Raw genomic sequence first — 13,303 nt, 5'->3', positions numbered from 1 at the left:
TCCCTTACTCCGCCGCAAGCGCCACGCCGTCGTCGTCTTCGCCATCCTCGTGGCTGGCGAGTTCGACGTTGAGACCCAGCGAGCGCATTTCCTTGACGAGAACGTTGAAGCTCTCGGGAATGCCGGCCTCGAAGGTGTCGTCGCCCTTGACGATCGCTTCGTAGACCTTGGTGCGGCCGACAACGTCGTCCGACTTCACCGTCAGCATTTCCTGCAGGGTATACGCCGCGCCGTAGGCCTGGAGCGCCCAGACCTCCATCTCACCGAAGCGCTGGCCGCCGAACTGCGCCTTACCGCCCAGCGGCTGCTGGGTGACGAGCGAGTACGGACCGATCGAACGGGCGTGGATCTTGTCGTCGACAAGGTGGTGCAGCTTGAGCACGTACTTCATGCCCACCGTGACCTTGCGGTCGAAGCGGTCGCCGGTGCGGCCGTCAAACAAGTCAACCTGACCCGATTCGTCCAGACCCGCCAGCTTGAGCATGTCGGTGACGTCCTTCTCGACCGCGCCGTCGAACACCGGCGAGCCCATCGGCACGCCCTTGCGGACGGAGTCGGCGAACTCGACGATCTGGTCGTCCGTGCGCGTCGCGATGTCTTCGGCGTAGTTGTCGCCGTAGATTTCGGTCAGCAGTTCACGGACGGCCTCGGGCGGCTGCCCTGCGACCGGGTTGGGGTTGGCCACGCGCCATGCGTCCAGAGCATCGCCGATGCGCTTGCCCAGACCGCGTGCGGCCCAGCCAAGGTGCGTCTCGAAAATCTGGCCCACGTTCATGCGCGAAGGCACGCCGAGCGGGTTCATGACGAAGTCGACGGGGGTGCCGTCTTCGAGGAAGGGCATGTCTTCCAGCGGCAGGATGCGGCTGATGATGCCCTTGTTGCCGTGACGGCCGGCCATCTTGTCGCCCGGCTGCAGCTTGCGCTTCACCGCGACGAAGACCTTGACCATCTTCAGGACGCCCGGAGCCAGCTCGTCGCCGCGCTCCAGCTTTTCCTTGCGGTCCTCGAACTTCTCCTGGATCGCCTTCACGGTCGCGTCGTACTGGGTCTTCACCGCTTCGAGCTGCGACTGCATGTGGTCGTCCGCAACCGCGAACTTCCACCACTCGTGACGCTCCGCCTCACCGAGCAGTTCCTCGGTGATCTCGACGCCCTTCTTCAGGCCCTTGGGTGCCGAAGCCGCCGTCTGGCCCAGCAGCATGTCGCGCAGGCGGTTGTAGGTGGCGCGGTTGAGGATCGCACGCTCGTCCTCGCGGTCCTTGGCGAGGCGTTCGATTTCCTCGTTCTGGATCGCGCGGGTACGGTCGTCGACCTCGATGCCGTGGCGGTTGAAGACGCGCACGTCGACGATCGTGCCCGAGACGCCCGGCGGCAGACGCAGCGAGGTGTCGCGGACGTCCGAAGCCTTTTCGCCGAAGATGGCGCGCAGAAGCTTTTCTTCCGGCGTCATCGGGCTTTCGCCCTTAGGAGTGATCTTGCCGACGAGAATGTCACCGGGGTGAACCTCGGCGCCGACGTAGACGATGCCCGCTTCGTCGAGGTTGCGCAGGGCTTCCTCGCCGACGTTCGGGATGTCGCGGGTGATGTCTTCCGGCCCGAGCTTGGTGTCGCGGGCCATCACCTCGAACTCGTCGATGTGGATCGACGTGAACACGTCGTCCTTCACGATGCGCTCGGAGATGAGGATGGAGTCCTCGTAGTTGTAGCCGTTCCAGGGCATGAACGCGACGAGCACGTTGCGGCCCAGCGCCAGTTCGCCGAACTCGGTGGACGGACCGTCAGCGATGATGGTGCCGGCCTGAACCACTTCGCCCACCTTCACCAGCGGACGCTGGTTGATGCAGGTCGACTGGTTCGAACGCTCGAACTTCTGCAGACGGTAGATGTCGACGCCCGACTTGCCGGGTTCGATGTCGCCCGAAGCGCGGATCACGATACGGGTCGCGTCGACCTGGTCGACCACGCCTGCGCGGGCCGCCGAGATCGCAGCGCCCGAATCGCGCGCGACGGTCTCTTCCATGCCGGTGCCGACGTAAGGCGCATCGGCCTTGACGAGCGGCACGGCCTGACGCTGCATGTTCGAGCCCATGAGAGCGCGGTTGGCGTCGTCGTTTTCCAGGAACGGAATGAGCGATGCGGCGACCGAGACGAGCTGCTTGGGCGAAACGTCCATCAGCGTGATCTGGTCGCGCGGGCTCATCACGAATTCGCCGTTCTGGCGAGCCGAGACGAGTTCTTCCACGAACGAGCCGTCACCGTTCAGTTCGGCCGAAGCCTGCGCGACGGTGTGCTTCTGCTCTTCCATCGCCGAGAGGTAGACGACGTCCTTGGTCACCTTGCCCTCGTTGACCTTGCGGTACGGGGTTTCGATGAAGCCGTACTTGTTGACGCGCGCGAAGGTCGACAGCGAGTTGATCAGACCGATGTTCGGGCCTTCCGGCGTTTCGATCGGGCAGATGCGGCCGTAGTGGGTCGGGTGAACGTCGCGGACTTCGAAGCCGGCGCGCTCACGGGTCAGACCGCCCGGCCCAAGTGCCGAAACACGGCGCTTGTGAGTGACTTCCGAGAGCGGATTGGTCTGGTCCATGAACTGCGAGAGCTGCGAGGAACCGAAGAACTCGCGCACGGCGGCCACGGCGGGCTTGGCGTTGATGAGGTCGTTCGGCATGACCGTCGACACGTCCACCGACGACATGCGCTCCTTGACGGCGCGCTCCATGCGCAGCAGGCCGACGCGGTACTGGTTTTCCAGCAGTTCGCCCACCGAACGCACGCGGCGGTTGCCGAGGTTGTCGATGTCGTCGATTTCGCCCTTGCCGTCCTTCAGGCCGACAAGTTCCTTAACCACGGCGAGGATGTCCTCGACGCGCAGGGTGGTGACGGTGTCCTCGGCGTCGAGGCCGAGGCGCATGTTCATCTTGACGCGGCCCACGGCCGAGAGGTCATAGCGGTCGCCATCGAAGAACAGGCCGTCGAAGAGCGCTTCGGCGGTTTCCTTCGTCGGCGGCTCGCCCGGGCGCATGACCTTGTAGATCGCTTCCAGACCCATGTCGCGATTCTCGGCCTTGTCGGCCTTCATCGTGTTGCGGATCCAGGGGCCGGTGTTGACCTCGTCGATGTCGAGCAGCTCGATCTGGTCGAAGCCCGCCGCGTCGAGCGCGTCGAGGTTCTCCGGCGAAACTTCGTCACCGGCTTCGATGTAGATGCGGCCGGTCGACTCGTCGATCAGGTCCTTTGCCGAATAGCGGCCGAAGATTTCCTCGGTCGGCAGCAGCAGTTCTTCCAGACCGTCCTTCTGCGCCTTGTTGGCGGCGCGGGGGGAAATCTTCTGGCCGGCCGGGAATACGACCTCGCCCGACTTGGCGTCGACGATGTCGAAGGTTGGCTTGGCGCCGCGCCATGCTTCCGGAGCGTAGGGCAGCTGCCAGCCGCCGGTCCCGCGCTTCCAGGTCATCGTGGCGTAGAAGTAGTCGAGGATCGCCTCGCTATCGAGGCCCAGGGCATAGAGCAGCGAGGTGACCGGCAGCTTGCGCTTGCGGTCGATGCGCACGTTGACGATGTCCTTGGCGTCGAACTCGAAGTCCAGCCACGAACCGCGGTACGGGATCACGCGGGCAGCGAAGAGGTACTTGCCCGAAGCGTGGGTCTTGCCGCGGTCATGGTCGAACAGGACGCCCGGCGAACGGTGCATCTGCGAGACGATGACGCGCTCGGTGCCGTTGATGAAGAAGGTGCCGTTCTCCGTCATCAGGGGCATGTCGCCCATGTAGACGTCCTGCTCCTTGATATCGAGGACCGAGCGGGTTTCCGTTTCGGCGTCCACCTCGAACACGATCAGGCGCAGCGTGACCTTCATCGGCGCGGCGTAAGTGATGCCGCGCTGGCGGCATTCGGTCACGTCGTACTTGGGGTCTTCCAGCTCGTAGTGGACGAAGTCCAGCTCGCTGGTGCCCGCGAAGTCGCGGATCGGGAACACCGAGCGCAGGGTCTTCTCGAGGCCCGAAACGTAGCCGATCGACGGGTCCGAACGCAGGAACTGCTCGTAGCTCTCGCGCTGGACTTCGATCAGGTTGGGCATCTGGACGACTTCGTGGATGTCGCCGAAGATCTTGCGGATGCGCTTCTTGGTAGTGCGCACCAGCGGGGTGGTGTCGATGGGCTTGGTGGCCATGAGCTGGTCTTTGCCTCTTCGTGTGAGGGCCGAGTCGCGTCGGACGCGGCCTTCGTAAAAATTCGTCGTCGCGAGTGACGGTCACCTGCCCGAAAGCAGGCCATCCGGAACGCAAGAAAGGCCGCCTGGCACGCGGATTCCCGAGGATTGGGTCTCCATGCGGCCTGCAGCCTTCCACGTCGGATGAAATCCCGATCGCCTCCTTCCCGGGCGTGTCCCCGCGCATGGACCCGCCTTGCTCGAAGCGATCGAGCGAGGCCGCCATATAGGACTGCGCATGAAGGGTGTCAAATGGTCCTTCCCGGGGTGGAAAAGGATGCCGCACTGCAACGGCGCGGGAAATGGGTCGGGCTTCAAAAGGTGTGTTTGTGGAATCCCAGGCTGGCAGTGCGAGCTATGTTCATCTGGCGTAAATGTCGAAATACTGCCGGGAATTGATGAGCGAATGCCTCAATCATCAACTCGTCGCAGAGATTCATTCGACTTGTCCTGTATTTCGCAGATGCGGAACGACTTTCATGCAGTGGGCGCATTTCTACTTGCATGAAACATGTTGTTGTCCCCCGCTCGCCCCGCGCCGTGACCGCGATCGCCGCTGTCCTCGCGCTTTCCGCAATCCCGGCCGTCGAGGTCGCCTCTGCGCAGGATGTGCAGCGCTCGACGACGACACCCTCCCTGTCGCTGCCGCAGGACGTGACTGCGGGAGCGCCAGTCACGGCGACGCCCGCAACGCCGCCTGTGACGGCTGCCGTAACACTTCCCCCGGAAGCGAACGCTCCGGCGAATACGGCCAGCAGCCCGGCTACCACGGCGGGGACTTCGCCGCAGCAGGAGGGGTCGGCCCCATCCATTCCGGCCGCTCCGCCGACAGCGTCCACGCCAGCGCAGACCGTAGTGCTGCCGGAAGCTGCGGCGCCCGCTACTCCCGATGAAGCGCCGAATGAGGCGGTTGCCGGTCCTGCTCCGGTCCGCAGTGAGGCGGGGTCCGCTCCTGAGCGCACGGTGGCGGCACGTGCGTCGGCGCAAGCTGACCGTGCTCCGGCCCGGCCGCTGGTGCCGACGGCGCAAGAACGCGGGACCGCCGCCGACGGCGCGCTTGCCGAAGGTTCGGTGCCGCCTGCGGCTCCGGCGCCGGCCCGGGCAGCTGCACCTGCTCCGGCGCAGCCGGTGACTGCCGCGCCTGACGCCGATACCGGCGGCGACCTGCCCATGGCCGAGATCGCCGGCATTCTGGCTGCGCTCGGTGTAGCGGGGTTGGGCATCCTTGCGATGCGTCGCCGTCGCAGCGAGCCGGTTTATGAGGAGGTCGATTATGCGCCCGAGCCGCTTGAACGGGTTGCAGTTGCCGAGCCTGTTCCTGCCCCAGCTCCGGTCATGGAGATGCCGGAAGCGGCCATCATCGATCCTGCGCCTGTCTATCGTCCGTCGACTGTAGCCCCTGCTCCGGTCGCCCCGTCGGTCGCTGCGGGCAATTCTTCCGCCGCGATCCTGGCTGCCTCGCCGCTGCCGCAGACGCCCGAGGAGCGCTATGAACTGCTGGATGCGATGTCCGCCGCCGAGCCGGATGAAGGCAATCCCTTCACATCGCGCAAGGGGCGCCTGCGCCGTGCGCGCCTGCAGCTTCAGCATCGCGAGGCCGTGGAAGCCAAGAATCAGAATGCGGACACGCGCTTCGATTTCCGCACTTACAGGTCGTCGACCAAGGCTGCCGGAACCCCTGCAACCACCCGCCAGCTCACCGACGCCTGACCCGCCGGCTGTCACGCCCGGCAACGAGGGGCGGCTCCCATCCGGAGTCGCCCCTTTTGCGATCTCCACCTGGCATTGGACCTCTTTCAACCTGAATTATCGTTTTTCGATATTATCGATTGACGATAAGCGAGTCGTTGTTTATTGAATTTCGATATCAGGCATATCGGAGAACGAACAATGATCGCCACTGAAAGCCCTCGGGAGGCTCCACTGCTTCTCATGCTCGTACTCGCCGCAGTGTTCATGGCCGGCTTCTGCCTTCCTGTCGTGACCGCCCCTGCCGAAGCCTCGGCGCCGATCCAGGTCATCGTCGTCGGAGCGCGGGTTGCGCCCGCGCTGATGTGATCCGAAGCAAGGGAGTCGATCCGATGAACGTCATCACCCGCGACCCGCTGCTCGCCATTGCCAAGGGGGTGCTGTGGTTCCTCATGGCGGTCCTGACGCTCGCCATGGGCGCGAGCCTGCTGGCCGCGCCCTGCCTCGCCATCTTCCACGGATCGGCGGCGTCCGCGCTCGCCGAGCATGCGCCGGAGCTTCCGGCCGGCCGCTTTCTGTGGGCGATAGCGGGAATCCTGCTGCTGGCTTCGCTGCTCTGTGCGCTGCTGTTCCGGCTGTTCCAGCTGCTCAAGCGCATCGTCGATACGGTCGGCGAAGGTGATCCCTTCGTGCCCGTCAATGCCTCGCGCCTGACGCAGATGGCCTGGCTCACCCTTGCGGTACAGCTCGTCGGCCTGCCGATGTCCGGTATCGGGGCGTGGATCAATGCGATGACCGAAGGCCACGGCCATACCGATCTCGAGTTCATCGGGGGCGTCGACGGCAACGGCCTGCTGCTCATGCTGATCCTGTTCATTCTTGCCCGCGTCTTCCGCAAGGGCGCCCAGATGCGCGCCGACCTGGAAGGCATGGTGTGATGGGCGACGAAACCGAAGGGACCAGCATCGTGGTCAAACTGGACGACCTGCTCCACGCTCGCCGCATGACGCTGACCGAGCTGGCCGAGCGGATCGGCATTACCCTCGCCAACCTCTCCATCCTCAAGACGGGCAAGGCCAAGGCGATCCGCTTCTCTACGCTGGAGGCGATCTGCCGGGAGCTGGAATGCCAGCCGGGCGACCTGCTCGGGTACGACGGGTAATCCGCCGGTTCAGCTTGCCGTTTTCCGGAGCCCTCTTCTAAGGATCAAGGATCCGACAGAAGGGGGCATCCGCTCATGACCACGACCCGCAGCTGGCGACCATTCGGCGCTCGCGACCCGCACGAGCCGCACCGCGTCTCGACCCCGCTGGAGCTGCTGTTCGACCTTGTCATCGTCATCGCCGTCGCGAGCGCGGCCGAGGGTCTGCACCACGCCATCGCCGCAGGGCACCTCGGCATGGGGCTGGCGACTTTCGCGATGACCTTCTTCGCGACCTGGTGGGCCTGGATGAACTTCACCTGGTTCGCGTCTGCCTACGACAACGACGGGCCGGTCTATCGCATCATCACCTGCGCCATCATGGCGGGAGCGCTGGCGGTGGCTGCCGGTGTGCCGCGCGTCTTCGCGGGGGGTAGTCTGACGCTGGTGATCGTCGGCTACATCGTCATGCGGATCGCGATGGTGGCGTTCTGGCTGATCGCCGCGCGCGCGGACCCGAAGCATCGGGCGACGGCGGCGAGCTATGCTGTCGGCATCGCAGTAGTGCAGCTCTACTGGACGGTGGCGCTGCTCCTGCTGCGGCCTGCCGCGTTCGGCGCGGTCGCGGGGCTGTTCGTGCTGGGTGCGCTGCTGGAGATGGCGGTGCCGGTGCTTGCCGAGGCGCGGGGCAAGACGCCCTGGCACCACCACCACGTCGCCGAGCGGCACGGCCTGTTCGTCATCATCGTGCTGGGCGAGGTGCTGCTCTCCAGCGCGGCAGCCTTCACTTATGCTGACGCTCCCGCTTCAGGGCATGGCGGAGGACATACCGCCGAACTGATCGTGCTGGCCTTGTCTGCGCTGGCGATCACGTTCGCGATGTGGTGGCTCTATTTCTCGCAGGAAGGGCCGCTTGACCACGATCGCTTCGCCAGTTCGTTTCGCTGGAGCTATGCTCATGCCCTGATCTACGCCGGCGGTGCGGCGACCGGGGCGGGCTTCGCAGTCGCCATCGACAACGCGGCGGGGCAGGGGCACCACGCCGCGCCGCTCATCGGCGACCTGGCGGTGGCAGTGCCGCTGGCGGTGTACATGGCGGCCTTGTGGTTCGTGCGCGACCGACTGGTGCTGACGGGGCCGTGGCGGCACGGCCTGCTGGTCTTCGCGGCATTGGCGATCGCGGCGGGCCATCTCGGCCATTGGGCGCTTCCGGCTCTGGCGCTGTTGACGGTGCTGGCGGTGATCGCGCGCAGCCATGTGCAGTGTCGCCAGTCCTGAGAGCCCTTCCCTGACATGACCCGCGCAGAGCTGGCCGGTCTTGACTTTGATGCGCCGATCCGTCATTCGCCGCCCCGACTGATGGGGTGATTCCCGTCTGTCATCCGTCCGAGACCGCTGCTGAGGGTTACCCTCTTAATTTGCAGCCTAGACGGGGACAAGGAAATCACCCGGCCCACACTCCTTCGGAAGAGTGGTGCCAAGTTCGTGTTTCGACACGAAATACTCCTTCCCCTTCGACGGACTCGCCCGAGGTGCATTAGCACCCCGGACAATACGTAGCCGGCTACGAAGGGTTCGCCTTTCGTGGCCATTGTGAAGGAGTATGGCATGGATCGTTCGCAGAAAGCCGAATCGGTCGCCTCGCTCAACGCAGTCTTTTCCGAGGCCGGCGCGGTGGTCATCACCCGCAACCTCGGCATGTCGGTGGCCCAGTCCACCGCCCTGCGCGGAAAGATTCGTGATGCAGGCGCGACCTACAAGGTAGCGAAGAACCGTCTTGCCAAGCTTGCCATCGCGGAAACCGACTACGTCGGTATCGGCGACTTCCTGACCGGCCCGACGGCCATTGCCACCTCGGTGGACCCCGTCGCAGCTGCCAAGGCCGTCGTCGACTTCGCCAAGACGACCGACAAGATCGAGATCGTCGGCGGCGCGATGGGTTCGCAGGTTCTGACCCCCGAAGGTGTCAAGGCTCTCGCCTCGATGCCCTCGCTCGACGAACTGCGCGCCAAGCTCATCGGCCTCGTTCAGGCTCCGGCGACGAAGATCGCCCAGCTGCAGACCGCTCCGGCGGCCAAGCTGGCTCGCGTTTTCGCTGCCTACGCCGACAAGGCTGCCTGAGCGCTCGCTTAAGCAGAACGTTTCTTACGATTTATCCCGTTGCCGCATGAGGCGGTAGCGGGACCACAGATCAGGAGTTAAAATCATGGCCGATATCGCCAAGCTTGTTGAAGAACTGTCGCAGCTCACCGTTCTGGAAGCCGCTGACCTCGCCAAGGCTCTCGAAGAAGCATGGGGCGTCAGCGCCGCTGCTGCTGTCGCAGTTGCCCCGGCCGCTGGTGGCGCCGCTGCCGAAGCCGTTGAAGAGAAGACCGAATTCGACGTGATCCTCACCGGCGACGGTGGCAAGAAGATCAACGTCATCAAGGAAGTCCGCGCAATCACCGGCCTCGGCCTGGCTGAAGCCAAGGCTCTCGTCGAAGGCGCTCCCAAGGCCGTCAAGGAAGGCGCGACCAAGGCTGAAGCCGAAGAAATCAAGAAGAAGATCGAAGAAGCCGGCGGTACCGTCGAGCTCAAGTAATCTTCTTCCGGTTTTCTACCGGACAGATAACGTGAAGGGCGGTGCCGCAAGGTGCCGCCCTTTTCGCGTTCCGGTTCCGTAATCCTGCGTTCAGCTTCGAGGAGGCAGCTTCGTGTCCGCAAAGGGTCGAGTCACGAAGGAGAACATTCCCAATGCGAATGCCCCCCAGGAAGTATCTGATCGGTGCCGCCGTGCTCGCCCTGCTTGGCGCCGGAGCGGCAGAGGCCGCAAGCACGAAGTTGCACACCATGCAGGTCGATGCGCCCGATGGCTCGGTCGTCCACGTGCAGTACAGGGGCGACGTCGCACCCCGTGTCCAGTTCGTGCCTGCCGATGCCATGCAGCAAGCGGACGCGCCGGCGATGACGGATCCCTTCGCACATATGGCGCAGATCTCTGCGATGATGGATGCGCAGATGAACGCCATGATGCAGCGCGCGGCGCTCATGCAGCAGCAGGCGACCGCTATGCAGCAACATGCCACGGCCGCGAGCGCGGACGGCACTTCCCTCCCGGGCCTTGCGCTTGTCGGCGACATGCCCAAGGGCGCGCACGTCACCTATTATTCGTCGAGTACCGACGCGAACGGCTGCACCCGCTCTGTTGCCTACAGTTCGGACGGTTCAGGTGCCCAGCCCAGGATGACCGAGGCGGCCTCCGACGGTTGCGATGCGGCGAAGGCGCCATCTCAGGCGATCCCGGCCAAGGCCGAAGCTCCGGTCGAGCAGGCTCCCCCGCCCGGCCACAAGGCCTGAGTTCAGCGGGGTACCCCGCGACGTCCCCGGTCCCCTGGACGTCGAACGACAGGGCCTTGTGCCGGGACAGGCGCAAGGCCCTTTTCGTTACCCGGCTTGCGCCTGTCCCAGATGCAGCACGCTCGTCGGGCTGACCCACAAGGTGCGTGGACGGCGGTGCGCGATGAGCCAGCGTCCGCCCTCACGGCGCAGGCGATCCCGGTAGAAGCCGTTGTGGTCGAGACCGGCGGCGCTCGTCACCAGCCAGTAGGTGCGGGCCGTCGCCTCGTCGGGCGCGGTGAATTCGACATGGCAGGTGGTCAGGTGATGGCTCACGAAGCCCGGAGCCCCGTCCCGGGGAGGCGGAATCACGGATGGGGCGGTCATTCAGGCCCGGATGCCCTCCCGCCCTTCGATCGTGTCATGGGCCAGTTCTAGCATTCCGTCCGCCGTGAAGCAGTCCGCGTAGGCGTCCGCCTGCCGTGCGTCCCCGGCCTGCGTGCAGCGGGCCAGGTGTTGCTGAATCTGCGCGAGGGCGAGGGCATCCTCGGTTGTCATTTCAGCGTTTCGAGATAGTCGATGATCGCCTTGCGCTTATGGGCATCGGGGACCGGCAGCACCATCTTCGTGCCCGGGACCATCTTCATCGGCCCTTGCAGCCAGGTATCTAGGCTCTGGCGGTCCCATGTGATGTCCGAATCCTTGAGCGCCGCGCTGAACGCATAGCCCTCCACTGCGCCGGCCCTGGAGCCGACGATACCGTGCAGCGTCGGCCCGATACCGTTGCGCCCCGGCTCGGTGGAGTGACACGACCGACACGTCGCGAAGGCCATCGGCGCGGGGTCTGTGACTGCTGCCGGGCTGGCAGCGACCGGCGCGGTGGTCGCAGAGGATGAGGCCTGCTCTGGCGCTTTCTCGCCGCAGCCGGCCAGTGCGGTTGCCAGGGAAAGGGCGGCGATGATCGCGATCTGCTTCATGCGTGCTGGGTAATATATCTAAGGCGCGTGATAAAGCTCCCGACGAAATAGCTTCCCCTTGCAACAGCCAGCATCTATCGCGCGGCCGATGCGGGAGAGTAAGAAGAACCACCCCTTGCGCGACGAATTGCGCGCGACCCTGCGGCTGGCCGGGCCGCTGGCCCTTGCCAACATGCTGCAGATGGCGGTCTTCGCCGTGGACGTGATCTTCGTGGCGCGGCTTGGGCAGGAGGCGCTCGCGGCGTCGAGTCTGGCCGTCGCCATCGTCGCGGTAGTGATGATGGGCCTCAATGGCGTGACCGGCGCGGTCGCCCCGCTGATCGCCGCCGAGATCGGACGCAGGCGCAATTCGGTGCGCGAGGTGCGGCGTTCCGCACGCATGGCCTTGTGGCTCGCCCTCGGGCTGGGGCTCGTTGCCGTGGCGATCTGCTTTTTCGGTGAACAGATCATGCTGTTGACCGGCCAGAGCCCCCGTATTTCCGCCATCTCCGGGCATTTCATCCGGGTGATCTCGCTGGCGCTGGTGCCCATGGCGATCGCCAACGTGTTGCGCACTTTCGTATCCGCGCTGGGGCGACCGGTCTTCGCGACGGTGATCACGGCGCTGTCGATCGGCGTGAATGCGCTGGGCAACTATGCGCTGGTGTTCGGCAATCTCGGCATGCCTGCGCTCGGCCTGACCGGTTCGGCGCTGGCAAGCACGATCACCGCCTGCGTCACCGTGGTGGCTTACGTCGTGGCGATCCGAAGCGATCGCAACTTGCGCCGTTTCCATGTCTTCGGTCGGTTCTGGCGGCCGGAGTGGCAGCGCTTGCGCCAGATGCTGCGGCTCGGCCTGCCGATCTCCGCCACGCTGATCGCCGAGGGTGGGCTGTTCTCCGGCGCGGCCTTCCTGATGGGCCTCGTCGGAGAGGTCGAACTGGCCGCGCACACCGTCGCGCTGCAGATCGCCGCCTTTGCCTTCCAGGTGCCGTTCGGCATTGGCCAAGCGGCGACGATCCGGGTCGGCTATCACTACGGCGCCGGGGATCGCGAGGCGATCGGCCGGGCCGGATGGGTGGCGATCGCGATCGGGCTCGGCTTTGTCGGGCTGTCGGCGCTGGCGATGCTGACGATCCCGCGCACGATCATCTCCGCCTATGTCGACGTGTCTGCGCCCGCCAATGCGGCACTGGTCGCGCTGGCGGTGCAGTATCTCTTCATCGCCGCGATATTCCAGTTGACCGATGGCGTGCAGGCGATCGCCGCTGGCGTGCTGCGCGGCGTGCAGGACACGCGAATTCCCGCCGTCATCGCCATCGTCGGCTATTGGCTGGCGGGCTTTGCGACTTCGGTTGCGCTGGGGCTGTTCACGCCGCTCAAGGGCGTGGGCGTGTGGATAGGCCTCGCGGTCGGGCTGACGGTCGCGGCGATCCTGCTGCTCGGTCGCTGGCACTGGCGCGATCGATTCGGCCTTGTGCCCGAACGGTCGATGCCTATCTCTGCGCCGACTGTCGCACTGTCATAGAGCGATCATCTGCCGGGCGCACCAGTTCGCCGCGAAGTTGAACGGCAGATAAATTTTTTCTGCGAAGTCCCCATTGACGGCCCCATGGCACCGGACCATATCTCCGCCGTTGGCACTCTCCTTCACTGAGTGCCAAGTCCAGTTTTATACTTCGTTGGATCTAGGGAGACACCCAATGACTTTCCGCCCGCTGCACGACCGTGTTCTCGTGCGCCGCGTTGAAGCCGAGGAAAAGACCGCCGGCGGCATCATCATCCCCGACAGCGCCAAGGAAAAGCCCGCTGAAGGCGAAATCGTCTCGGTCGGCTCGGGCGCTCGCGCCGAGAACGGCACCGTGACCCCGCTCGACGTCAAGATCGGCGACCGCGTCTTGTTCGGCAAGTGGTCGGGCACCGAAGTCAAGGTCGGCGGCGAAGACCTGCTGATCATGAAGGAATCGGACATCCTCGGCGTCATCGCCTGAG

The 13,303-nt window shown here is 65.0% G+C and carries 12 protein-coding genes and 1 pseudogene; 10 read left to right on the top strand and 3 right to left on the bottom strand.

Annotated elements, in window-relative coordinates; all coding sequences use genetic code 11:
- Positions 1-4: 4 nt before the first annotated feature.
- Entirely contained in the window at positions 5-4,171 is a 4,167-nt protein-coding gene (rpoB, locus tag ACODRZ_RS22665; RefSeq protein ID WP_488972597.1) for a DNA-directed RNA polymerase subunit beta, read from the bottom strand.
- 543 nt (positions 4,172-4,714) lie between these two features.
- On the opposite strand from rpoB, the gene ACODRZ_RS22660 reads away from it, so the two are divergent.
- The 8 genes from ACODRZ_RS22660 to ACODRZ_RS22625 all read left to right on the top strand — a co-directional run bounded on the left by ACODRZ_RS22660 (position 4,715) and on the right by ACODRZ_RS22625 (position 10,376).
- Positions 4,715-5,920: a hypothetical protein gene (locus tag ACODRZ_RS22660; RefSeq protein WP_488972598.1), complete on the top strand. Its 1,206-nt coding sequence runs from the start codon at positions 4,715-4,717 to the stop codon at positions 5,918-5,920.
- A gap of 180 nt (positions 5,921-6,100) precedes the next feature.
- On the top strand, positions 6,101-6,268 hold the full coding sequence (locus ACODRZ_RS22655) for a hypothetical protein (protein ID WP_488972599.1): 168 nt from the start codon (positions 6,101-6,103) through the stop codon (positions 6,266-6,268).
- A gap of 23 nt (positions 6,269-6,291) precedes the next feature.
- Positions 6,292-6,837, top strand: coding sequence for a DUF2975 domain-containing protein (locus ACODRZ_RS22650; protein WP_488972600.1), 546 nt, complete (start codon positions 6,292-6,294; stop codon positions 6,835-6,837).
- Positions 6,837-7,061, top strand: a complete 225-nt coding sequence (locus tag ACODRZ_RS22645) for a helix-turn-helix domain-containing protein (RefSeq protein WP_488972601.1) — start codon at positions 6,837-6,839, stop codon at positions 7,059-7,061. Before ACODRZ_RS22650 ends, ACODRZ_RS22645 begins: the two co-directional genes overlap by 1 nt.
- A gap of 75 nt (positions 7,062-7,136) precedes the next feature.
- Positions 7,137-8,318 carry a low temperature requirement protein A gene (locus ACODRZ_RS22640; protein WP_488972602.1) on the top strand — a complete coding sequence of 394 codons (1,182 nt, stop codon included), beginning with the start codon at positions 7,137-7,139 and terminating at the stop codon, positions 8,316-8,318.
- A 330-nt stretch (positions 8,319-8,648) separates the two neighbouring features.
- Entirely contained in the window at positions 8,649-9,161 is a 513-nt protein-coding gene (gene rplJ, locus ACODRZ_RS22635) for a 50S ribosomal protein L10 (protein ID WP_488972603.1), read from the top strand.
- Positions 9,162-9,246: 85 nt separating this feature from the next.
- A complete protein-coding gene (gene rplL, locus ACODRZ_RS22630) occupies positions 9,247-9,621 on the top strand; it encodes a 50S ribosomal protein L7/L12 (protein ID WP_008829397.1) in 375 nt (124 codons plus the stop codon).
- Between the two features lie 152 nt (positions 9,622-9,773).
- Positions 9,774-10,376, top strand: a complete 603-nt coding sequence (locus ACODRZ_RS22625; protein ID WP_488972604.1) for a hypothetical protein — start codon at positions 9,774-9,776, stop codon at positions 10,374-10,376.
- A gap of 87 nt (positions 10,377-10,463) precedes the next feature.
- On the opposite strand, the pseudogene ACODRZ_RS22620 reads toward ACODRZ_RS22625, so the two are convergent.
- Positions 10,464-10,913: pseudogene (locus ACODRZ_RS22620) on the bottom strand (nuclear transport factor 2 family protein).
- A complete protein-coding gene (locus ACODRZ_RS22615; protein ID WP_488972605.1) occupies positions 10,910-11,332 on the bottom strand; it encodes a c-type cytochrome in 423 nt (140 codons plus the stop codon). Before ACODRZ_RS22615 ends, ACODRZ_RS22620 begins: the two are co-directional and overlap by 4 nt.
- Positions 11,333-11,420: 88 nt before the next feature.
- Between ACODRZ_RS22615 and ACODRZ_RS22610 the strand changes: the two genes are divergently transcribed.
- Together ACODRZ_RS22610 and groES are read left to right on the top strand one after the other, a co-directional pair.
- Positions 11,421-12,839, top strand: a complete 1,419-nt coding sequence (locus tag ACODRZ_RS22610) for an MATE family efflux transporter (protein ID WP_488972606.1) — start codon at positions 11,421-11,423, stop codon at positions 12,837-12,839.
- Between the two features lie 175 nt (positions 12,840-13,014).
- Positions 13,015-13,302: a co-chaperone GroES gene (gene groES / locus ACODRZ_RS22605; protein ID WP_488972607.1), complete on the top strand. Its 288-nt coding sequence runs from the start codon at positions 13,015-13,017 to the stop codon at positions 13,300-13,302.
- Position 13,303 lies beyond the last annotated feature (1 nt).

The sequence above is a fragment of the Novosphingobium sp. FG90 genome, from assembly GCF_057808725.1.
The sequence above is the reverse complement of the archived record's forward strand: the minus strand, read 5'-3'. Positions and strand labels throughout refer to the sequence as shown.